The organism is Streptomyces sp. NPDC058697 (assembly GCF_042715345.1).
GTDB lineage: Bacteria > Actinomycetota > Actinomycetes > Streptomycetales > Streptomycetaceae > Streptomyces > Streptomyces liliifuscus.
The window spans coordinates 325,806-347,355 of record NZ_JBHXSU010000008.1; the positions used below are offsets into that span (position 1 = coordinate 325,806).

At 69.1% G+C, this 21,550-nt stretch carries 18 protein-coding genes, 1 rRNA gene and 1 riboswitch; of the genes, 5 read left to right on the forward strand and 14 right to left on the reverse strand.

Annotated features, from left to right (window positions below):
* Positions 1-121 precede the first annotated feature (121 nt).
* A complete protein-coding gene (locus ACFWXQ_RS21945; protein WP_383941147.1) occupies positions 122-940 on the forward strand; it encodes a PhzF family phenazine biosynthesis protein in 819 nt (272 codons plus the stop codon).
* A 94-nt stretch (positions 941-1,034) separates the two neighbouring features.
* On the opposite strand, the gene ACFWXQ_RS21950 is transcribed toward ACFWXQ_RS21945, so the two are convergent.
* Entirely contained in the window at positions 1,035-1,835 is an 801-nt protein-coding gene (locus ACFWXQ_RS21950; RefSeq protein ID WP_383950617.1) for a CPBP family intramembrane glutamic endopeptidase, read from the reverse strand.
* Positions 1,836-2,031: 196 nt separating this feature from the next.
* Between ACFWXQ_RS21950 and ACFWXQ_RS21955 the strand changes: the two genes are divergently transcribed.
* A complete protein-coding gene (locus tag ACFWXQ_RS21955) occupies positions 2,032-3,801 on the forward strand; it encodes a substrate-binding and VWA domain-containing protein (RefSeq protein ID WP_383950620.1) in 1,770 nt (589 codons plus the stop codon).
* A gap of 89 nt (positions 3,802-3,890) precedes the next feature.
* On the opposite strand, the gene ACFWXQ_RS21960 is transcribed toward ACFWXQ_RS21955, so the two are convergent.
* Positions 3,891-5,411, reverse strand: a complete 1,521-nt coding sequence (locus tag ACFWXQ_RS21960) for a glutamate--cysteine ligase (protein ID WP_383950622.1) — start codon at positions 5,409-5,411, stop codon at positions 3,891-3,893.
* Between the two features lie 568 nt (positions 5,412-5,979).
* Between ACFWXQ_RS21960 and ACFWXQ_RS21965 the strand changes: the two genes are divergently transcribed.
* Positions 5,980-6,576, forward strand: a complete 597-nt coding sequence (locus ACFWXQ_RS21965; protein WP_383950625.1) for a hypothetical protein — start codon at positions 5,980-5,982, stop codon at positions 6,574-6,576.
* Between the two features lie 399 nt (positions 6,577-6,975).
* Entirely contained in the window at positions 6,976-7,179 is a 204-nt protein-coding gene (locus ACFWXQ_RS21970) for a DUF5999 family protein (RefSeq protein ID WP_055615784.1), read from the forward strand.
* A gap of 103 nt (positions 7,180-7,282) precedes the next feature.
* Here the strand turns inward: ACFWXQ_RS21970 and gcvP are convergent, their stop codons facing one another.
* The gene (gene gcvP, locus ACFWXQ_RS21975) at positions 7,283-10,168 is read right to left on the reverse strand and encodes an aminomethyl-transferring glycine dehydrogenase (protein WP_383950628.1); all 2,886 of its coding nucleotides are present in this window, start codon (positions 10,166-10,168) and stop codon (positions 7,283-7,285) included.
* Positions 10,169-10,353: 185 nt separating this feature from the next.
* A riboswitch (glycine riboswitch) is annotated at positions 10,354-10,449 on the reverse strand.
* Between the two features lie 104 nt (positions 10,450-10,553).
* On the opposite strand from gcvP, the gene ACFWXQ_RS21980 reads away from it, so the two are divergent.
* Positions 10,554-10,928, forward strand: a complete 375-nt coding sequence (locus ACFWXQ_RS21980; RefSeq protein ID WP_383950631.1) for a PRC-barrel domain-containing protein — start codon at positions 10,554-10,556, stop codon at positions 10,926-10,928.
* 212 nt (positions 10,929-11,140) lie between these two features.
* Here ACFWXQ_RS21980 and ACFWXQ_RS21985 read toward each other — a convergent pair whose 3' ends face one another.
* The 11 genes from ACFWXQ_RS21985 to rrf all read right to left on the reverse strand — a co-directional run.
* A complete protein-coding gene (locus ACFWXQ_RS21985) occupies positions 11,141-12,565 on the reverse strand; it encodes a DNA polymerase IV (protein ID WP_383950633.1) in 1,425 nt (474 codons plus the stop codon).
* Positions 12,566-12,647: 82 nt separating this feature from the next.
* A complete protein-coding gene (locus ACFWXQ_RS21990) occupies positions 12,648-13,280 on the reverse strand; it encodes a MerR family transcriptional regulator (protein ID WP_383950636.1) in 633 nt (210 codons plus the stop codon).
* A gap of 214 nt (positions 13,281-13,494) precedes the next feature.
* On the reverse strand, positions 13,495-13,968 hold the full coding sequence (locus ACFWXQ_RS21995) for a bifunctional nuclease family protein (protein WP_006123076.1): 474 nt from the start codon (positions 13,966-13,968) through the stop codon (positions 13,495-13,497).
* 86 nt (positions 13,969-14,054) lie between these two features.
* Positions 14,055-14,789, reverse strand: coding sequence for a MerR family transcriptional regulator (locus tag ACFWXQ_RS22000; RefSeq protein WP_383950639.1), 735 nt, complete (start codon positions 14,787-14,789; stop codon positions 14,055-14,057).
* Between the two features lie 42 nt (positions 14,790-14,831).
* Positions 14,832-15,767, reverse strand: a complete 936-nt coding sequence (locus tag ACFWXQ_RS22005; RefSeq protein ID WP_383950642.1) for an FHA domain-containing protein — start codon at positions 15,765-15,767, stop codon at positions 14,832-14,834.
* 61 nt (positions 15,768-15,828) lie between these two features.
* Positions 15,829-16,755: a DUF881 domain-containing protein gene (locus ACFWXQ_RS22010; protein ID WP_383950645.1), complete on the reverse strand. Its 927-nt coding sequence runs from the start codon at positions 16,753-16,755 to the stop codon at positions 15,829-15,831.
* 5 nt (positions 16,756-16,760) lie between these two features.
* Positions 16,761-17,093, reverse strand: a complete 333-nt coding sequence (locus ACFWXQ_RS22015) for a small basic family protein (RefSeq protein WP_003988855.1) — start codon at positions 17,091-17,093, stop codon at positions 16,761-16,763.
* Positions 17,090-17,992 (reverse strand): DUF881 domain-containing protein, encoded by a 903-nt coding sequence (locus ACFWXQ_RS22020; RefSeq protein WP_383950648.1) that lies wholly within the window; start codon positions 17,990-17,992, stop codon positions 17,090-17,092. Before ACFWXQ_RS22020 ends, ACFWXQ_RS22015 begins: the two co-directional genes overlap by 4 nt.
* A 90-nt stretch (positions 17,993-18,082) precedes the next feature.
* Entirely contained in the window at positions 18,083-20,578 is a 2,496-nt protein-coding gene (locus tag ACFWXQ_RS22025; RefSeq protein WP_055614786.1) for a mannose-1-phosphate guanyltransferase, read from the reverse strand.
* A gap of 116 nt (positions 20,579-20,694) precedes the next feature.
* Positions 20,695-21,303: a CDP-alcohol phosphatidyltransferase family protein gene (locus ACFWXQ_RS22030; RefSeq protein WP_200399624.1), complete on the reverse strand. Its 609-nt coding sequence runs from the start codon at positions 21,301-21,303 to the stop codon at positions 20,695-20,697.
* Between the two features lie 153 nt (positions 21,304-21,456).
* A 5S ribosomal RNA gene (gene rrf, locus ACFWXQ_RS22035) occupies positions 21,457-21,550 on the reverse strand; the annotation flags it as partial.

Here is a 21,550-nt window from a genome sequence, read left to right on the forward strand (position 1 = left end):
ACCACGCACGCACGCCCACTAGCCCCAGAGCCCCCATGGATCCCCGCACGCCCCGCCACCGGTCCACCCGCCCCGGATTGGCCTTGGCCCGAGCCTCTGACCAGCGCCTAGCGTCTGCGTCATGCGGATTCGAATCGTCGACGCCTTCACCGACCGCCCCTTCGCCGGCAACCCGGCCGGGGTCCTCCTCCTCGACGCCTCCACGTCCTTCCCGGACGACGCCTGGCTCCAGAACGTGGCCCTGGAGGTCAACCACGCCGAGACCGCGTTCGCCCACCCCCTCCCGGCGGGCGGAGAGGCCGACTGGGCGCTGCGCTGGTTCACGCCCGCCGCCGAGGTGGCGATGTGCGGCCACGCGACACTCGCCACCGCGCACGTACTGGCCACGACGGGCGCCGCCCAGGGGCCCGTACGGTTCGCGACCAGGAGCGGCGTGCTCATCGCCACGGCGCACGGGGACGGCTCGATCACGCTGGACTTCCCGACGGCCCCGCTCACCCCGGTCAAGGTCCCGCAGGGTGTCGCCGAGGCGCTGGGGGCCGAGCCGCTCAGCGCGCATGACACGGGCCCGAACGTCGGCGACCTGCTGATCGAACTCGCCGACGAGAAGACGGTCCTGGGGCTCTCCCCCGACCTCGCGTCCCTCGCCCGTTACTCAGAGCGCGGCATCATCGCCACGGCCCGCGCGGGGGACCCCTCCGGGGGCTACGACTTCGTCTCCCGCTGCTTCTTCCCGAACATCGGCATCGACGAGGACCCGGTCACCGGCAGCGCCCACACGGCCCTCGCGCCCTTCTGGTCCGAGCGCCTCGGCCGCACCGGCCTCACCGGCCGCCAGGCCTCGTACCGCTCCGGCCTCGTACGGACCGAACTACGCGGCGACCGCACGCTGCTCACCGGCCGCGCGGTCACCGTCATCGAGGGCGAACTCCTCGCCTGAACAGCGCGAGGGGGGCGTACGAGATCTCGTACGCCCCCCTCGCGCTGTCCGCGCTTCCCGCTGTCCGCACTTCCCGCTTCCCGCTTCCCGCTGTTCACGCGGTGGGCAGCCAGTCCACCTTCCCCGCCAGCAGCGCGTACCCCACGAACGCCCCGATGTCGAGCAGCGAGTGGGCGACCACCAGCGGCCCGACGCGGCCCCAGCGGCGGTACAGGTAGACGAAGACCACGCCCATCACCATGTTGCCGATGAACCCGCCGATGCCCTGGTAGAGGTGGTACGAGCCGCGCAGCACCGAGCTGGCCACCAGGGCGCCCACCGGTGTCCAGCCCAACTGGTCGAGGCGGCGCAGCAGATACCCGACGACGATGACCTCCTCCAGGACCGAGTTCTGGATCGCGGAGAGGATCAGCACCGGGTACTTCCACCACACCTCGGGCAGCGCCTCGGGCACCACGGTGAGGTTGAAGCCGAGGCCGCGGGCCGCCAGATAGAAGGCGATCCCCGAGCTGCCGATCACCGCGGCGATCGCGGCACCCCGGGCAAGGTCGGGCCACGGACGGGTGCGGTCGAAGCCGAGCGTGCGCAGCCCCTTCCCCTCACGCAGCAGGAAGTGCGCGACGAGGGCGACCGGCACCAGCGCGGAAGCGATCCCGAACAGCTGCCACGCCAGATCGAGCCAAGGCCGGCCGGGCGCGGCCGAGGCGTTGAGCGTGGCCGCCTGGTCCTTGAGGCCTCCCGGTTTGGTGACCGAGCCGACAAAGCTGATCAGCGCGGAGACCCCGCTGGCCCCGAGCGAGACGCCCAGTACGAGCAGTGTCTCGTCGCGGAGAATCCGCCGTGCGGGCCGGTCCTCGGGAATTGAATCAGCCACCGACCCTGCCTCCACGTGCACTCCTGCCTCCAGTTGAGCAATCCCGCCTCATCCCCATCTTCGCCCCGCTAGGGTCTCGAAAGAAGTTGCGAAGATCGTGCGCGACAAGCCGTCGGGGGGACGGACACCCTGCGGGCACCCCTCCCCCGATGCCATAGCATTCGGCCGTTTCACGGCTTCAACGACTCCGGCTCGACCAGGGAAGGGCACAACCGCCATGGGACGTCACAGCTTGCCCGACGGGTCCCGGACGGGAGCCACCGGCCCCCGGCGGCGCGCGCGGCGCCGCAACGTGGCGCTCACGACGGCCCTCGTGTTCGCCCTCGCAGCGGGCACGGCGGCCGCGGTCGAGGGCGGCGTGCTCTCCTTCGGCTCGTCCTGCTGGGACAGTGCCGTACGCCTGAGGGTCGCCGCCGCTCCCGACATCGCGCCCGCGCTCAAGGACGCGGCCGGCTACGCCCGGGACAACGACGTGACGTCCGACGGCAGTTGCCTCGACGTCCAGGTGACCGCCCGGGAGGCGTACAAGGTCACGGACGCCCTGCGGTCGAAGGAGAAGAGTGCCACCGAGTTCGAGGCATGGGTGCCGGACTCGGGTGTGTGGGTGAACCGGATCGTGGCGGACGGCAGGTCGACTCCGGTGACGGCTGCGGGCAACGTCGCCTCGTCACCCGTCGGCGTCGCCATGATCCCGACGGCGGCGAAGTCGCTCGGGTGGCCCCTGAAGACGTACAGCTGGACCGAACTGGCGGACGCGACGACGACGAGCGAGCGGCTGAGGCTCGGGGCGGGCAACCCGTCGCGCAGTGCCACCGGTCTGCTCGCTCTGACCCGGCTGACGCACGCGGTGGGCAAGGCCAAGGACGGCGACATCCTGGCGGCGGCCACCGCGAAGGCCCTCTCCCTGCGCGCCTCCGACAGCGACAGCCAGGTCCTGGACACCCTGCCGCGCGACCTCTCCAGCACCGAGCAGGGCAACCCGAAGCGCAACCAGGCCCTGATCCTCTCCGAGCAGGCGGCGTACGCGTACAACACGACCGCGGACAGCGGCGACGACCTCGACCTCTTCTACGCGAAGGACGGCTCGCCCCTGCTCGACTACCCGTTCGCGCTGGTCGACGAGCCGGCGCTGACCACGGACGAGAGCCGGGCCGCGCTGCGGTTCATGACCCTCCTCGGCGAGCCGGACGGACGCCGGATCCTGGAGAAGCACGGCTTCCGTACGGATGACGACAACATCCCGGACAGGCTGGTGACCCGCGCCGGCGGCCGCGCCCCGCAGCCGTACAAGGAGCTGCCGGAGGAACCGGTCACGGACAAGGAGATCGAGGAAGCCCTCGGCATGTGGACGATCACCGTGCGGAGCACCCGGCTCACCACGGTCGTCGACATCTCCACGTCCATGTCGAAGCCGGTGCCGGGCACCAGCGAGTCCCGTATGGAGGTGACCAAGGCGGCGCTGTCGCAGGCGCTGGCCACCTTCACCCCTCAGGACGAGGTGGGGCTCTGGACGTTCTCCAGGAAGGTCGACGGCAACCGCGACTACCGCGTGCTCGTCCCGACCGAGCGGCTGGGCGGCCGCGCGGCGGGCAGCACCCAGCGGGACCTTCTGTCGGCGGCCTTCGACAGCCTGAAGCCGGTCGAGGACGGCGCCACGGGCCTCTACGACACCACGCTGGCGGCGTACAAGGAGGCCACGGCCTCCTACACGAAGGGCAAGTTCAACGCGCTGGTGCTGCTGACCGACGGCGTGAACGAGGATCCGGGGAGCATCTCGCGCCCCGCCCTCGTCGCCCAGCTGCGGCAGCTGACCGATCCGGACCGCCCGGTACCGCTGATCGCGATCGCGGTGGGCCCTGAGGCCGACAAGAAGGAGCTCGACGAGATCGCCGAGGCGACCGGAGGCTCGGCCCACCTGGTCACCGACCCGTCCCAGATCCACTCGGTGATCCTCAAGGCCGTCGTACGGGCCGGCGACCAGAACTGAGCACCCACCCACCGCACCACCACCACGCGTCCACTCACCGCACCACAACACGTCCGCCCACCGGACGGCCACACGTCACCCCGCCGACCTCACCCGAGCGAAACGGCGGGCGCCGGTAACCCGACCGGCCAGGTGTGCACGGGCTCACCGAGGTGCATCAGCTCGGCGTACCGTTTCGTCGTGGCGGCCAGCGCGGCATGCCGCCCCATGCCGCCCTCCAGCGCCTTGTGGAACGTACGGGACTGCCAGGAGGCCCCGTTGACGCCCCGCTTGCAGCGCTCCTCGATGACGCCGAGGTAGAGGTCCCGGTCGGCCGGCTCGACGCCCCACGCTTCCAGGCCCGCGGCCGCTAGCGGCAGCAGCTCGTCCAGCACCAGCTGTGGCGCGGGAATCCGCGTGGTCCCGCCGTACCTGCCGCGTCGCGGCCACTCCAGCCGCGCGTCGATGCCGTACCGGCAGGCCTGGTCGAAGTTGGTGGCCGCGGCCTCGAAGGGCAGCCGTGTCCACACCGGCCGCGCCTCGCTCGCGAGGGCCCGTACGAGCCCGTAGTAGAAGGCCGCGTTGGCGATCACGTCGGTGACCGTGGGGCCCGCGGGCAGCACGCGGTTCTCCACGCGCAGATGCGGGACGCCGTCGTCGATGCCGTACACCGGGCGGTTCCAGCGGTAGATGGTGCCGTTGTGGAGCACGAGTTCGGCGAGCTTGGGCGTGCCGCCCTTGTCGAGGACAGTCTGCGGATCCTCCTCGTCGCAGATCGGCAGCAAGGGCGGGAAGAAGCGCAGGTTCTCCTCGAACAGGTCGTACGCCGACGAGATCCAGCGCTCCCCGAACCAGGTCCGCGGGCGGACCCCCTGTGCCTGGAGTTCGGGCGGACGGGTGTCGGTGGACTGCAGGAACAGCGGGGGCCGCGACTCGCGCCACAGCTCGCGGCCGAAGAGGAAGGGCGAGTTGGCGCCCACCGCGACCTGGACGGCGGCCACCGCCTGCGCCGCGTTCCACACGTCGGCGAAGCGTCCCGGCGTGACCTGGAGGTGCAACTGCACGGAGGTGCAGGCGGCTTCGGGCGCGATGGACGCCGAGGTGCAGCTGAGCCGCTCCACGCCCTCGATGTCCAGCCTGAAGTCCTCGCCGCGTGCCGCCACGATCTGGTCGTTGAGCAGCGTGTAGCGGTCCACGTCGGAAAGGTTCGCGGAGACCAGGTCGTCGCGGGCGATCGTCGGCAGAATACCGATCATCACGATTCCGGCGTCGACCTCGTTCGCCTTCCGGTGGGCATATGCGAGTGACGTGCGCAACTCCTCGGCGAGCCGGTCGAATACACGGCCGCCGAGCCGATGGGGAGCAATGTTGACTTCCAGATTGAACATGGCGAGTTCTGTTTGGAAATCCCGGCTCGCGATGCGCTCAAGTACTTGCGCATTCATCATTCTCGGCATGCCGTCAGGACCGGCGAGATTCAGCTCGATCTCCAGGCCCATGAGATTCTTGGGGCGGTCGAACCGCTTCTCCGCCAGCAACCGCGCCAGCCCCGCCAGACACTGCTGGAGCTTTTCGCGGTACCGCTGCCGATCGGACAGCCCGATCGGCCCCGCCACGACCTTCTCCCCCATCGAAGTGTCCCTCCTCGACTGGGCAGCCCGACGAACCGGCCGCTGATGTCCCGGGTCACGTGGGATGATGCCCAGGCAGTGTGATCGATAACGCCCTGGAACAGACCCCCCGGGCGCTACTCTGAACGCAGATACCCGCAGGCACATTCACTGGGCATGGGTCAGTGCACGCTTTCGACGATCGACCCTGTCGTGAAAAACGCCGACAGGAACCGGCCGTCCACCCCGGTGGCATATTCCGAGGTCATCGACGGGTACCCCTGGAGAACCAGGACCAAACGCACGTCACGCCGACCGAATTGTCTCTTGCCCTTAATGCGCGGAACGGCTAGACGAAACACCGTCAGAACACGTGTCGTATAAACTCCGCGAACGAGGCAGAGAGTTGGCGTTCGCCATGGTAGGTCCTGCCGTCAAAGTGCCGCCCGCCACGCGGCCGACCCTTCGGGCGAACGACGTCACTTTGACGACCGGATCTTGGGCCCTCGCTCCTCTGACCCGAGAGCTGACAGCGCCGTCCGCCCCCGCCCTCGCGCCATCATGCCTGTCGAATGAGAGGCGACCCACCATGCCGCTGCATGTTCCCCCGGCTCCCGCGCCCGCGTTGCGCACCGTCCTCACCGCCCTCGGTTCCCCCACCGCGGTCCGTGAAGCGCGTACCCCGTCCCTGCGCAACGCGCAGGGACCCGCCACACCCGATCTACCGCTGCCCGTCCACGTGCTCGACCGGATCGCCCCGGCGGGCGCCTCGGCCACCCGCCTGGCCGGGTGGCGCTTCCTGATCCGCTGCGGCGAACGCGCCGTGGCGGCCGCGGAAACGAGGCTGACCCCGGACGGCTGGGCCTTCTCGCACTTCTTCGAGGGCCCGTACGTCACCGCCACCGAGCGCGCCCTGCGCCAGGCCGAGACGATGACCGGGTCGTACCAGGCCCGTCTGCTGTCCGTACCCGAGCTCTACATGCTCACACTCTGGCTGCACGGCGACTGCGCGGCCGACGGCGCTCAGGGCCATCCCGCGGCCACCGACCTCCTGGTGCCACTGGCTCCCGCCCCGCCCGGCATCGCCGCGCACCGACCGCACCGTGTGGCCGAGCTGTTGCCCGTCCTGACGCATCGGCTCACACCGACGCCGACGCCCGCCCCGCTGCTCGGCTCACCCGCCTGAGCGCACCCCGGCTTCCGTGCCCCGCGGCCCCACCCCGGCCGCGGGGCACGCTGCCGTGTGGGACGGTATTGCTTTGGGGGCGGTATTGCTTTGGGAACGGTGTTGCGCGGAGTGACGCCCGGGGGACGCAGCGCACCCCCGGCCCGTCCGGACTAGCCCCATCCGACCATTACTAACCACCCGAAGAGGCAGCCCAGTTGGAATGAACCGTCCGCACGGGTGATGCGTCATCAACCTGTGAGGAGCGCTGACGCCAAATCCCTGCGGATTGACGCCCGTAGGGCAACACTGGGTTCCGGACCATCTGACAAACGGGGGGCGGCAATGAGCATCAGTTCGAGCCGCGGAACAGACACGACACCGATCACCGACCTCACACCAAAGCGAAAGATCCCATCAATGTGCCAGCACCAGCCACCGTGCCCGACAGCCGACTCCGCCGACCGGGAGGCCGCGCTTCTTGTGGCGCACCACCCGGAGCAGGGATGGAGCCTGCTGTGCAACGGCGTTCTCCTCTTCGAGGACACCGGTGAGCTCCTGCCGGACGGCCGGATCATCGCTCCACATCGCCCTGTGGCCCTGGACGTGATGACCGCCGCCTGAGCGGCGCGGTGCACCGAGGGCGGCGGGGGCAAGCCGTCCGGACATATGAGGGGCCGGCCCGGGAAGGAATCCCGAACCGGCCCCGACTCATGTCCGTCGGTGATTACTCTTCGTAGGCGTCCAGCGGCGGGCAGGAGCAGACCAGGTTCCGGTCGCCGTAGGCCTGGTCGATCCGGCGCACCGGCGGCCAGTACTTGTCCGCGGCCGAGACACCGGCCGGGAACACCGCCTCCTCGCGGCTGTACGCGTGCTCCCAGGCGTCGCCGAGCGCGGCGGCCGTGTGCGGGGCGTTCCGCAGCGGGTTGTCGTCCGCCGCCCACTCGCCCGAGCCGACCTTCTCGATCTCCGCACGGATGGCGATCATCGCGTCACAGAACCGGTCGATTTCGGTCAGATCCTCGCTCTCCGTGGGCTCGATCATCAGCGTGCCGGCCACCGGGAACGACATCGTCGGCGCGTGGAACCCGTAGTCGATCAGCCGCTTGGCGACGTCGTCGACGCTCACACCGGTCGCCTTGGTCAGCGGCCGCAGATCGATGATGCACTCGTGCGCCACGAGCCCGCCGGGACCGGTGTAGAGCACCGGGAAGTGCGGCTCAAGACGCTTGGCGATGTAGTTGGCGCTGAGCACGGCGACCTGGGTGGCCCGCTTGAGCCCCTCACCGCCCATGAGACGGACGTACGCCCACGAGATGGGCAGGATGCCCGCGGAGCCCCAGGGAGCGGCCGAGATCGGGCCCACGCCCGTCTCCGGGCCCGCGGCGGGCTGCAGCGGGTGGTTCGGCAGATACGGCGCCAGGTGCGAGCGCACCCCCACCGGGCCCACGCCCGGACCGCCGCCGCCGTGCGGGATGCAGAACGTCTTGTGCAGGTTGAGGTGCGAGACGTCGCCGCCGAAGTGCCCCGGCTTGGCAAGCCCCACCAGTGCGTTGAGGTTGGCGCCGTCGACGTACACCTGGCCGCCCGCCTCGTGCACCTGGGCGCAGATGTCGGCGACGTGCTCCTCGAACACCCCGTGCGTCGAGGGGTACGTGATCATCAGTACCGACAGCTCGTCGCGGTGCTGCTCGATCTTGGCCCGCAGGTCCTCGACGTCGATCTCGCCGTCGTCGGCGGTCTTCACGACGACGACCTTCATCCCGGCCATCACCGCACTCGCGGCGTTCGTCCCGTGCGCGGACGACGGGATGAGGCAGACCGTGCGCTGCTCGTTGCCGTTGGCCCGGTGATAGCCGCGTACGGCCAGCAGACCGGCCAGCTCGCCCTGCGAACCGGCGTTGGGCTGCAGCGACACCTTGTCGTACCCGGTGACCTCGGCGAGCCGCTCCTCCAGCTCACGGATGAGCGTGAGATAGCCCTGCGCCTGCTCGGCGGGCGCGAAGGGGTGCAGCTGACCGAACTCGGGCCAGGTCACCGGCTCCATCTCGGTCGTCGCGTTGAGCTTCATCGTGCAGGAGCCCAGCGGGATCATGCCCCGGTCGAGCGCGTAGTCACGGTCAGCGAGCCGGCGCAGGTAGCGCAGCATCGCGGTCTCGGAACGGTACTGGTGGAAGACCGGATGCGTGAGGTACTCGTCGGTGCGCAGCTGCGCGGCCGGCAGCGTGTCCTCCGTCGCCCCGTCCAGCAGGGCCACGTCGCCGTCGACCCCGAACGCGGCCCAGACAGCACCCAGTTGGGCCCGCGTGGTGGTCTCGTCGCAGGCGAGGGACAGGTGGTCGGCGTCGACGAGCCGGAGGTTGACCCCGCCCCGGCGCGCCGCCGCGAGCGTCTCGGCCGCCTTGCCCGGCACCCGCACGGTCAGCGTGTCGAAGTACGCCTCGTGGACGACCTCGACCCCGCCGGCCTTCAGGCCCGCGGCGAGGATCGTGGCGTACCGGTGGGTGCGCCGCGCGATGGACTTCAGTCCCTGGGGCCCGTGGTAGACGGCGTACATCCCGGCCATCACGGCGAGCAGCACCTGGGCCGTACAGATGTTGCTGGTCGCCTTCTCGCGGCGGATGTGCTGCTCGCGCGTCTGCAGGGCGAGCCGGTACGCCTTGTTGCCGTCCGCGTCGACCGAGACGCCGACGAGCCGGCCGGGCAGGCTGCGCGCGAACTTCTCGCGCACGGCCATGTATCCGGCGTGCGGCCCGCCGAAGCCCATCGGCACCCCGAAGCGCTGGGTCGTACCGACCGCGATGTCGGCGCCGAGCTCACCGGGCGAGGTGAGCAGCGTCAGGGCGAGCAGATCGGCGGCGACGGTGACGACCGCGCCGAGCTCGTGCGCCCGCTCGACGACGGGCCTGAGGTCCCGTACGGCACCGGAGGCGCCGGGGTACTGGAGGAGTACGCCGTTGATCTCGCGCTCGGCGAGCTCGGCCGGAATGCCGTCGCTCAGGTCGGCGACGACGACCTCGACGCCGGTCGGCTCGGCGCGGGTCTCGATCACGGCGATCGTCTGCGGCATGGTGTCCGCGTCGACGAGGAACAGGCCCTTCTTGTTCTTGCCCATGCGCCGCGACAGCGCCATGGCCTCGGCGGCCGCCGTGCCCTCGTCGAGCAGCGAGGCCCCGGAGGTCGGCAGTCCGGTCAGCTCGGCGACCACGGTCTGGAAGTTCAGCAGCGCCTCAAGGCGACCCTGCGAGATCTCGGGCTGATACGGCGTGTACGCGGTGTACCAGGCCGGACTCTCCATGACATTGCGCAGGATCACGGGCGGAGTGAACGTCCCGTAGTACCCGAGCCCGATCATGGAATCCAGCACCTGGTTGCGGTCCGCGAGGGAGCGCAGCTCGGCCAGTACCTCGGCCTCGGTGCGGGCGCCCGGCAGTTCGAGCGAGTCGGCGTTCTTGATCACATCCGGGACCGCGGTGGCCGTCAGCTCGTCGAGCGAGCCGTACCCCACGTGCGCGAGCATCTTGGCCCGGGCTTCGAGGTCGGGCCCGATGTGGCGCTGCTCGAAGGGGATTCCCTGTTCGAGCTCTGAGAGCGGAATACGATGGGCGGTCATGTGCGGAGGCCTCCTGGTCTGACGACCTTCGAGGGGCACCACTGCATGGGTGCCCGGACGGCCTCCCCCTCTGTCATCTCAACCTGAGAGCTTCACCGGCCCGCCGTGTAGGCACACCGGCTTTCACCGTCGGTGAGAGCGGAAGCCGTCAAAAACTCGAACACCGCTCTGCTTTCCAGAGTGACCTCGTCCATGCGGTACGTGGGCCTGAGAGATTCCGGGGAGGATTTGCTCCTTCGGCGCCTCCGATGAAGCCTGGAGGACTCTCCCGCACGGGGTCAGCAGCCGTTGCCCAGCGTACCAGCGGGGTTCCCTCGAGTGGCCGCCCTCCTCAAAGTGCTCTTTCGTAGTGCTTACGGATGAGTTGCGAGCAGCTGGAGGGCCCGTGCAGACCGACATCGATCCGCGCAACCTGATAGGCCGCAAGGCGTTCGACCGCAACGGCACCAAAATCGGCACCGTCGACGAGGTCTACCTCGACGACGCGACCGGTGTACCGGAGTGGGCGGCCATACGCACCGGCCTGTTCAGCAGAGACGCCTTCGTCCCCCTGGAGCCCAGCGAGCTGGCCGACGGGGCCCTGCGCGTCCCCTTCGAACGCGCCCTGATCAAGGACGCCCCCGACTTCGGCGTGGGCCGCCACCTCTCCCCCGAACAAGAACTCCAGCTCTACCACCACTACGGCCTGGACGTAGCCCCCCCGCCCCCCTTCCCGGACCGCGACTTCGGCCACCTGGCAGGCAAGGACGAGTCCCCGTAGGGGCAGCCCGGGAGCCGCCAACCAGAGAAACGGCCAGTTCCTTCGCCTCTTAGGGGCACAGAGACCCCGCTGTCTTTTAGGGGCGCGGGGAACTGCGCGCCAAGCCACAACGCACCCGCAGCCAGAAACCCCCCTCAGCCACCCCGTCGTCCAGGGGCGCGGGGAACTGCGCGACAAGCCACAACCAACCCGCACACACAAACGCACCGAGGTCACCCCTCCCCGCCCGCCGCAGGCGACCCCGCAGGCGACCCCGCAGGGGACCCCACACCCCCAGGCCGCCGCTCAACCAACGGCAACGGCTCCGCAACCTCCAACAAAGGATCATCGCTCCGAAACGTCCGCACCCGCCCCGGAGGGGAACCCGGCGTCTCGAACCGCACCGTCACCCGCCCCAGCCCACTCCCCTGCACCCACCCGTGCCCGAACTCGGCATGCCGCACATCGTGCCCCGCATGCCACCGCCGCTCCTCCGGAGGAACCGGCTCCTCGACCGCCTCCTCGGCTTCTTCCTTCTCCGCATGCTCAAGCTCCTCGGCAGAGGCAGCAGCGGCGGCGGCAGCCGTCCGGGCCTGGGCGAAGAGATCCTCCTGCGTGTAGTCGGCAAGCCCCGAGACCCCCACCCCCAGAAGCCGTACGCCGCCCGTGGTGTCCACGGACTCCAGCAACCGCGCTGCGGCCTCCCGCACCACCGCGGGGTCGTCCGTGGGCCCCCTCAGCGTCTCGGACCGGGTCAGCGTCGAGAAGTCGTACCGCCGCACCTTCAGCACGATGGTCCGCCCCGACAGATGCGCACCCCGCAACCGCCGCACACACCGGTCGGCGAGCCGCTGGACCTCCATCCGCACCCGCACCCGGTCATGGATGTCCACGTCGTACGTGTCCTCGACGGACACCGACTTGGTGTCCCGCTCGGCCACCACGGGCCGCACGTCGTGCGCGAGCGCCATGGCGTACAGCGCGACCCCGTGGGCCTTCCCCAGGAGCCGTACGAGCTCGTCCTCGCCCGCCTCGGCGATCTCCCCGACCGTGGTGATCCCGGCCCGCCGCAGATGGTCCCCGGTGGCGGGCCCCACGCCCGGCAGCGTACGCACGGACATGGGGGCGAGCAGCTCCCGCTCGGTGCCCGGCTCTATCAGCACGAGCCCGTCGGGTTTGGCCTGCTCGGAGGCGATCTTCGCGAGCATCTTGGAGGCGGCGAGCCCCACGGATCCGGTCAGCCCTGTGACGGCCCTGATGTCCCCGCGCAGCTTCACCCCGGTCAGCCGCGCCGACTCCGCGTCCCAGGCCGTCTGCCCGGCCTCCAGGTCCACGAACGCCTCGTCCAGGCTCAACGGCTCCACCAGCGGCGACAGCTCCCGCAGCAGGCCCATCACCTGCTCGCTGACCTCCCGGTAGAGCCCGAAGCGCGGTACGAGATACGCGGCGTTCGGCGCCAGCCGGCGGGCCTGCGCCATGGGCATCGCCGAATGCACCCCGAAGACCCGTGCCTCGTACGAGCAGGTCGCCACGACGCCCCGCGGCCCGAGCCCGCCCACGATGACCGCTTTCCCGCGCAGGCTCGGCTTGGCTGCCTGCTCCGCCGAGGCGTAGAAGGCATCCATGTCGAGATGCAGGATCGTGGGCGCGGTTCTCACATGTCCGATGCTGCCCTACGCCACTGACAATGCCCTGCGGACCGGCACGGAGCCGGACGGCCCCGACAGGCCCCCGCCGGGCTCAGACCGCGCGATTGCGCCGCCGAGCCAGCTCGTCCGCCGGATTGGGCCGCACAAGCGTCTCGCCGGTGTCGACCCGCTCCCCGTGCAGCTGTGAGAGGGCGCTCTCCACGTCCCGCCAGACCACGCCGACCGCGATCCCGAAGATGCCCTGGCCGCCCTGGAGGAGCGCGTGGACCTCGTCGGGCGAGGAGCACTCGTAGACCGTCGCGCCGTCGCTCATCAGCGTCATCCGCTCCAGGTCCCGGAACCCGCGCTCACGCAGGTGCTGGACCGTGGTGCGGATGTTCTGCAGCGAGACCCCGGTGTCGAGGAACCGCTTGACGATCTTCAGGACGACTACGTCCCGGAAGCTGTAGAGCCGCTGCGTCCCCGACCCGTAGGCGGCGCGCACGCTCGGCTCGACCAGACCGGTTCTGGCCCAGTAGTCCAGCTGCCGGTAGGTGATGCCCGCGGCCGCGCAGGCCGTGGGCCCCCGATAACCGATCTCCTCGGACGCCACCCCGCCGTCCTCGGGCACCGCTGTCGGCCGCTGTACGTGATCGGCCGCGCTGCTGTGAAGCGGGTACGGGCTGCTCTCCCCCAGACCGGGTCCGGGGGCACCCCCAGCCGTACCGTCGCCGCTGCTTCTCACGCCGACCTCCGTCCTTGACCTGCCTTCTCGACGGTAGGCAGCCACCGGGGGTGCGTCAACGACCGCCACACTCGGCACGCCGAGTGATAATCACCCTAGGAGTGGTTTCCCGTGTCCCACCGCGGGGAAAGGCTAGCCGAATGCTCTCGGGACAATCGCCGTACGGCCTGTCGTCCGGCGGTCCCGGAGGGTCACTGGAGCCCGGACGGGAAGGTCACTGGCTGTTGGTCCCGAAGTCCTCGGGCGAGATCTGGTCGAGGAACTCGCGGAACTTCTCCACCTCGTCCTCCTGCTCGTCCGGGATCGCGATGCCGGCGTCGTCCAGCACCCCGTCGCTGCCGTAGATCGGCGTCCCGGTGCGCAGCGCGAGCGCTATGGCGTCGGACGGCCGGGCGCTCACCTCGACCCCGCTGGCGAACACCAGCTCCGCGTAGAAGACGCCCTCCCGCAGGTCCGTGATGCGCACCTCGGTGAGTTCCTGGCCGACGGCCTCCAGCACGTCCTTGAACAGGTCGTGGGTCAGCGGTCGCGCGGGGGCCATGCCCTGCTGAGCGAAGGCGATCGCCGTCGCCTCCCCCGGCCCGATCCAGATGGGGAGGTAACGGTCGCCTCCCACTTCACGCAGGAGCACGATCGGTTGGTTGGAGGGCATTTCGACCCGGACACCTACGACGTCGAGCTCGTTCACACAGCAACCCTAGGCCGTGCCCGGCATCTTTGGGTAGTCGGGCACGGAATGGGCGCCCGATCCCGCACTCCACGCGACCCGCCGGGTCAGGGCAGCCGCACCCCGAGCGCGGACTGCACCAGCGCGGCGTGCAGCTTCACCGCGAGCCCCGCAAGCTCCTTGGTCTGCGCCTCGGCGTGCGCCCTGGTCTGCGGATTGCGGTGGCGCCGCAGCGGGGCCACGACCTGGTCGACAAGACCGGCCTCACGGTCGGCGGCGGCCTTCACGGCACGCAGATGGCGCGGCTCGATCCCGAACCGCCCCAGTTCCACGACGAGACCGGCCACGGTCACCGCCTCGGCGTCGTAGACCCCCTCGGGCAGCGGTGTGATGAGCCCGTACGACTCCCACTCCTGAAGCTCCTGCTCGCCGATCTCCACGGCGGCCAGCAGCTCGGCACGCCCGATCCGGGCCACTGTCGGCCCCTCGGACTCGCAGAGCACCTCTCCGTCGCGCTGACGCCCCACGGACGGCAACGGCAGCGCCTCACCGCGCTCCACGGCGTCCAGGTGCTCGCGGATCACCTTCAGGGGCAGATAGTGGTCCCGCTGCATCCTCAGGACGTGCCCGAGGCGCTCGACGTCGCCCGGGCTGAACTTCCGGTACCCCGACGGTGTCCGCTGCGGCTCGATGAGCCCCTCCGACTCCAGGAAGCGGATCTTGGAGATGGTGACTTCGGGGAACTCGTCGCGCAGCACATTGAGCACCGTGCCGATGCTCATCAGTCCGTTGTCCATGGCGGCGGTGCCGTGGCCGACACCGCCGCTCGGTGTTCGAAGCATGGACCTTCCTGAGGGTCCCCCCGGACCGGGTCCGGGGGCGGGTCAGATACCCCGCTGGCTCGCGTAGAAGACCAGCCGGTACTTGCCGATCTGCACCTCGTCGCCGTTCGACAGCGGGACCGAGTCGATCCGCTCCCGGTTGACGTACGTACCGTTGAGGCTGCCGACGTCCGCCACCGTGAACGAGCCGTCGGCGACGCGACGGAACTCCACATGGCGGCGCGACACGGTCACGTCGTCCAGGAAGATGTCGCTCTGCGGATGACGGCCGGCGGTGGTCAGCTCGCCGTCCAGCAGGAAGCGGCTGCCCGAGTTGGGCCCGCGGCGCACCACCAGGAGCGCCGAGCCGAGCGGCAGCGCGTCGACGGCGGCCTGCGCCTCGGGCGAGAGCATCGGCATCTGCGTCTGGCCGGTGACCTCGGCGTCGTAGGCCTCAAGGCCCGAGATGGAGATCGTCGAGGTGGTCTCCGACGGACGCTCGGGGGTCGCCCCGGCCCGCAACGGAGCACCGCAGTTGGAGCAGAAGCGACTCGCCTCCGCATTGCGGTTACCGCACCTCGTACACACCAGGGCCGACATGGACGGATCCTCCTGCCGCGGCTGCCCCGTGGGGGCGTTGGACGCATACGGGTCGGAGCCGAAACCTATGCGTCCCGACTGGGCAGGGTCAACAGACGGCGCGCCCTGACCACCGGAAATGTCACCGCCCGGACCACCGACCTGATCGCGGAACAGGGGGCGGTCCCCCTGGTCCTCGCCCTCCGAGGGGCGTGGTGCACGATGGCGGGCAGTCGCGTTGTCGCTGCCCTCTCGCGCGCTCTTGCCGAACAACTTCGCAAACAACTTCACGGGCGATTCCCCTTGACCGAAACAGACCCGCCCGTGGGGCAGGACGAACCCTGATTGCACACACCGGCCGAGCCGGACACCCTCACAACGTCCGTATCCACCAGACAGTTTCCACCACGCACCACCCATTCGGTGCGTCGACCCCCCGCAACCTCATGCCCTCGACGGGCGGCCCCCAAGCGCCTCCTGTTCACTGGGAGGACGACCGAGCGTAGTCAGGGCGCTTCGCCGGTCGCAAGGCGTCCACGATGATCTTGTCCGCTCGTTCCACCGTGACAGTGGCCTGCTCCTTCTCCAAAGTCTGCACCACTCCGCCGGGGATGTTGAGCGCCGGTTCGAGGTCCTGAGGCTTGCCGATGACCTTGAAACGATAGGGGGCGCTGATCTTGTTCCCGTCGACGGCGACTCCGCCGCTCACATCCGTCAGATAGGTGTCCGCGACGACCCGCACGCCGTTGACCTGGATCGCCTCAGCTCCGGCGGCACGCAGCTCCTGGATCGCGTCGAGCAGCATGTCGGCCTCGACCGTCCCCTTCTCGTCCTCGATGGTCAGCGTGATGCCGGGACCCTGCGCCGGCACGGTGCCCGCCAGGATGCCGAGTTGCTTCTCCTTCTCGACCGTCTGCTTGCGGGCCTCCTCGGCCTGGTCCGAACTGTTCTCCAGCTCGGTCCGCTGATCCTCCAGCCCCTGCTTCTCCTCTTCCAGACGCTGCGTACGGTCGTCCAGTTCATCGAGGATGCGTACGAGATCCTCCTGACGCGCGCCGCGGAGGGCGCCGTCGCTGTCGCTGTTGGACGCCACCTGGACGGCGAGGCCGAAGCCGAGGCCGAACAGCAGGAGGGCGACGATGAACTGCGCACGCGACACACGCGGCGGCCACAGCCCCTTCACCAGCCGCTGCCGACCGGTCAGAACCGGCTTGCGCGGTTCCGCGTCGGCATCCGGCGACTCCGGGTTCTCCTCCGCCCGCACCTCGTCCGCCCGTACCTCTTCGGGAAGTTCCTTGCGCAGGCGGTTCTCGGAGGTCTCGGCGGCGTCCGGGCTCTTGGGGGTCTCAGGGGACTGCGAGGTCTCTGAGATCTCTGGGTTCTCTGGGGTCTCGTCCTGGCTGCTCATCGGCCTCACGCCCGGAACACGTGACGACGGATCGCCGCGGCGTTGGAGAAGATCCGGATGCCGAGGACGACCACGACACCCGTGGACAGCTGGGCGCCCACACCCAACTTGTCGCCGAGGAAGACGATCAGCGCGGCCACGACGACATTGGACAGGAACGACACCACGAAGACCTTGTCGTCGAAGATGCCGTCGAGCATCGCCCGCAGACCTCCGAACACGGCGTCGAGCGCCGCGACGACGGCGATCGGAAGATAGGGCTCGACCACCGCCGGAACCTCGGGCCGGACCAACAATCCAGCCACGACTCCCACGACGAGGCCCAGTACGGCGATCACGATGTGCCTTTCTCTGTGCTCGGTTGTGCTGTTCGTACGATCACACTCGGCGCGGCGGGCAGCCGGACGTCGTCCTCGACGGAAATACCGGTCCGGATATGGAAGTTCTTCCGGAGGGCGTCCAAATACTGTCCGTCACCGCTGTTCTGGAACTCGGTGCTCAGCCGCTTGCCGTCCCCCACCGCCAACACCGTGTAGGGCGGCACCAGGGGCTTGTTGTCGACCAGTATCGCGTCACCCGCGGCCCTGATCGCGGAAAGCGCCGTCAGCCGCTGCCCGTTGATCGAGATGGCCTCGGCGCCCGACTCCCAGAGCCCGTTGACCACGCGCTGCATGTCGCGGTCGCGCACCCGACCGGTGTCGGAGAAGCCCGACGTCTCGCGTGCGTCCCCGTCGCCGCCCTGGTCGGCTTCCTTGGCGTCGTCCACGACGAGCTTCACACCGGGGCCGTGCACCTCGACCGCGCCGGCCAGGATGCCCACCAGCTCGCCCTGGTCGCCGCCGTGTTTCTTCAGCGCCTCGCGCTGCCGCGCGCTCACGTCGTCGCGGAGCTTGTCGATACTGCCCTCGAGCTTGTCGGCCGCCGACGTCTCGCGGTCGATGCGGTCGATGAGTTCCTCGCGCTCCTTGGCGACTGCCGGAGCCGCGATCCGCGCCTCGGCGGCCCCCACGGTCACCACGAGGGCCGCGAGCACCAGGCCGGCCGCCAGTCCGAGCTTCGCCCTCAGCGTCTTCGGCAGGGCGCCGGCGCCGTCGGCCTTCTTGCGGGCAGCCGCCTCCGCGTACCCCTCGTCGAGGCTGTGGTCCATGACGTTGGTGAGCAGCGACATGGACGCATCCGGGCGCGGGGGGCGCGTAGGAGTGCTCCGAACGGGGGGCTGCTGCGGCATGCCGCACATCGTCGCACGTCGCGGGCAGTACCTCCGAATGGCCCCACCGTCGTGCCGGACGTGCCCCTTTAGGGCACGTCCGGCACGCGCGCGTGCGGCTCAGCGACCGGCGCTGTCCACCACCGACGACCACTCGTCGAGCAGGGCCTGCGCGGACGCGTCGTCGGGCCCTTCGGCCCACAGATGCGTGACCGCCTCCGCCCGGTCCGGAAGAACCATCACCCAGCGCCCGTCGGTCTCCACCACGCGTACGCCGTCGGTCGTGTCCACGAACCGGTCACCGGCCGCTTCGACCACGCGCCGCATCACAAGCCCCTTGACCGCCCAGGGAGTCGCGAGATCGCGCTTGAGGACGTGCGCCCGCGGAATCCGCGCGTCGATCTGGCTGAGAGTGAGCTGCGTCCGCGCCACCAGACCGATGAGCCGTACGAAGGCCGCCGTGCCGTCGAAGACACTGCTGAACTCCGGCACGATGAAGCCACCGCGCCCGTCGCCTCCGAAGATCGTCGACTCCTCGCGCCCCACGCGCGTCAGATCGTCCGGCGACGTCGTCGTCCAGTCGACCTGGGTCCCGTGGTACGCCGCCACCTGCTCGGCGATCCTCGTGGTGGTCACGGGCAACGCCACCCGACCACTCCGTCGTTCGGCGGCCACCAGGTCGAGCATGACGAGCAGCGCCCGGTCGTCCTCGATGATCCGGCCCTTTTCGTCGACGAGCGACAGCCGCTCGCCCACCGGGTCGAACCGCACCCCGAACGCGGCCCGCGCGGACGCCACGATCTCGCCGAGCCGCACCATCCCCGACCTGCGGGCGTCCGCGGTCTCCGTGGGCCGCGACTCGTCGAGACCGGGATTGATGGTCAGCGAGTCGACCCCGAGCTTGCCCAGAAGGCTGGGCAGCACCAGCCCGGCACTGCCGTTCGACGCGTCCACGACCACCTTGAGCCCGGACTCGGCAACCCCGGTGGTGTCCACATTCCGCAGCAGAGAACCGGTGTACGAGTCGAAGACGCTGGCCGGGAAGTGCAGGTCCCCGATCTCTCCCGGGAACGCACGCCGGTACTCCTGCCGCGCGAACACCCGGTCCAGCTTCCGCTGACTCCCCTGCGACAGATCCGCCCCGCGCCCGTCGAAGAACATGATGTCGACGGAGTCGGGAACCCCGGGCGTCGTCCGGATCATGATCCCGCCGGCGCTGCCCCGCGCGGTCTGCTGCCGCGCCACCGGCAGCGGTACGTTCTCCAGGTCCCGTACGTCGATGGCACTGGTCTGCAGCGCCGAGATGACCGCCCGCTTGAGCGCACGAGCGCCTCGCGAGTGGTCACGGGCGGTCGTGACGGTCGAGCCCTTCTTGAGCGTCGTCGCATACGCGCCCGCCAGGCGAACGGCGAGCTCGGGCGTGATCTCCACGTTCAGGATCCCGGAGACTCCACGGGCTCCGAAGAGATGGGCCTGCCCCCGGGACTCCCAGATGACCGACGTATTGACGAAGGCGCCGGCCTCGATGGTCTTGAACGGATAGACCCGCACATTGCCCTGGACGATCGATTCTTCACCGACCAGGCACTCGTCCCCGATGACGGCGCCGTCCTCGATGCGCGCGGCCCGCATGATGTCGGTGTTCTTGCCGATGACACAACCGCGCAGATTGCTGTGCTGGCCGATATACACGTTGTCGTGCAGCACGGCCTTGTGCAGAAACGCCCCTGCCTTCACGACCACATTGGAGCCCACCACGGTGTGCTCGCGGATTTCGACGTCCGCCTCGACCTTGGCGTAGTCCCCGATGTAGAGCGGTCCTCGCAGCACGGCGTCGGGATGCACTTCGGCGCCTTCCGCGACCCAGACCCCGGGTGAGATCTCGAAGCCGTCGAGCTCGACGTCGACCTTGCCCTCCAGGACATCGGCCTGCGCCTTCACATAGCTCTCGTGCGTGCCCACGTCCTCCCAGTAGCCCTCGGCGATATAGCCGTAGATCGGCTTGCCCTCCTTCATCAGCTGAGGGAAGACATCGCCGGACCAGTCGACGGAGACATCGGCCTCGACATAGTCGAATACCTCTGGCTCCATGACGTAGATACCGGTGTTGACGGTGTCCGAGAAAACCTGGCCCCAGGTGGGCTTCTCGAGAAAGCGCTCGACCTTGCCTTCCTCGTCCACGATGGTGATACCGAATTCCAGTGGATTCGGGACTCGGGTCAGACAGACGGTGACCAGCCCGCCCTTTTCCTTGTGGAAATTGATCAGATCAGTGAGATCGAAGTCGGTCAGAGCATCACCGGAGATCACGAGGAAGGTGTCGTCCTTCAGCGCTTCTTCGGCGTTCTTGACACTGCCGGCAGTACCGAGTGGCTTCTCCTCATTGGCATAGGTGAGCTCCATACCGAGCTCTTCACCGTCACCGAAGTAGTTCTTGACGAGAGAGGCCAGGAACTGGACAGTAACGACGGTCTCGTTGAGCCCATGCCGCTTGAGCAGCCGCAGCACATGCTCCATGATCGGGCGATTGGCCACGGGCAGGAGCGGCTTGGGCATGCTTGAGGTCATGGGGCGAAGGCGTGTGCCTTCACCTCCGGCCATCACGACGGCCTTCATGTCGGAAGCGTCCTCCTTGAAGAGACGACGGTCTAGCCGACTTCACCCGTCAGATTGTCCCGCACATTCTGCCTGCGGGCCATCAGAGGCCACTAACGGCCGCCCATTCGGCGAGCTCAATCGGCCATGGTGTCCGCGCGAACAAGGCGGCGGACCTGAACCACGTAGAGGATCCCTGCCCACCAGTAGAGCGTTGTACCCCATCCTGCGAACGCCCATCCGAAAATAGCAGCGAGTGACGCAAGCCATCCACTTCCGTCACTGAGCAGCAGCAACGGGAAGGCATACATCAGGTTGAACGTAGCAGCCTTCCCAAGGAAGTTCACCTGCGGGGGCGGATAGCCGTGCCGCCTGAGGATGCCCACCATCACCAGGAGAAGCAGCTCACGCGCCAGCAGGACACTTGTCAGCCAGAGCGGCAGAATCTCGCGCCAGGTGAGCCCGACCAGAGTCGACAGAATGTAGAGCCGGTCGGCCGCGGGGTCGAGCAGCCGGCCGAGGCTGCTGATCTGGTTCCAGCGGCGGGCCAGCTTGCCGTCCAAATAGTCGCTGATGCCGCTCAGCATGAGCACCAGGAGTGCCCAGCCGTCACTCTGGGGACCGCCGAACTCCGGCCTGAGGATCAGCCACAGGAACAGTGGCACGCCTGCGAGACGCGCCATGCTGAGGATGTTCGGGATGGTGAGGACCCGGTCTGTCTGGACGCGGGTCTCCTGGACCTCCACCCGGGGGCCTCCTGTGGGAACGTGCCAACGATGCCCCCTGACCTTACCCTCAGCCATCTGCCCGCAGTGCGGAGGGGGTTCGGCCGGCGGCCCGGAAAACAAAAAAGCTCCGGTTCTTGGACTGAAAGTCCAAGAACCGGAGCTCTAAAAGGAGTTCGGCGGTGTCCTACTCTCCCACAGGGTCCCCCCTGCAGTACCATCGGCGCTGTAAGGCTTAGCTTCCGGGTTCGGAATGTAACCGGGCGTT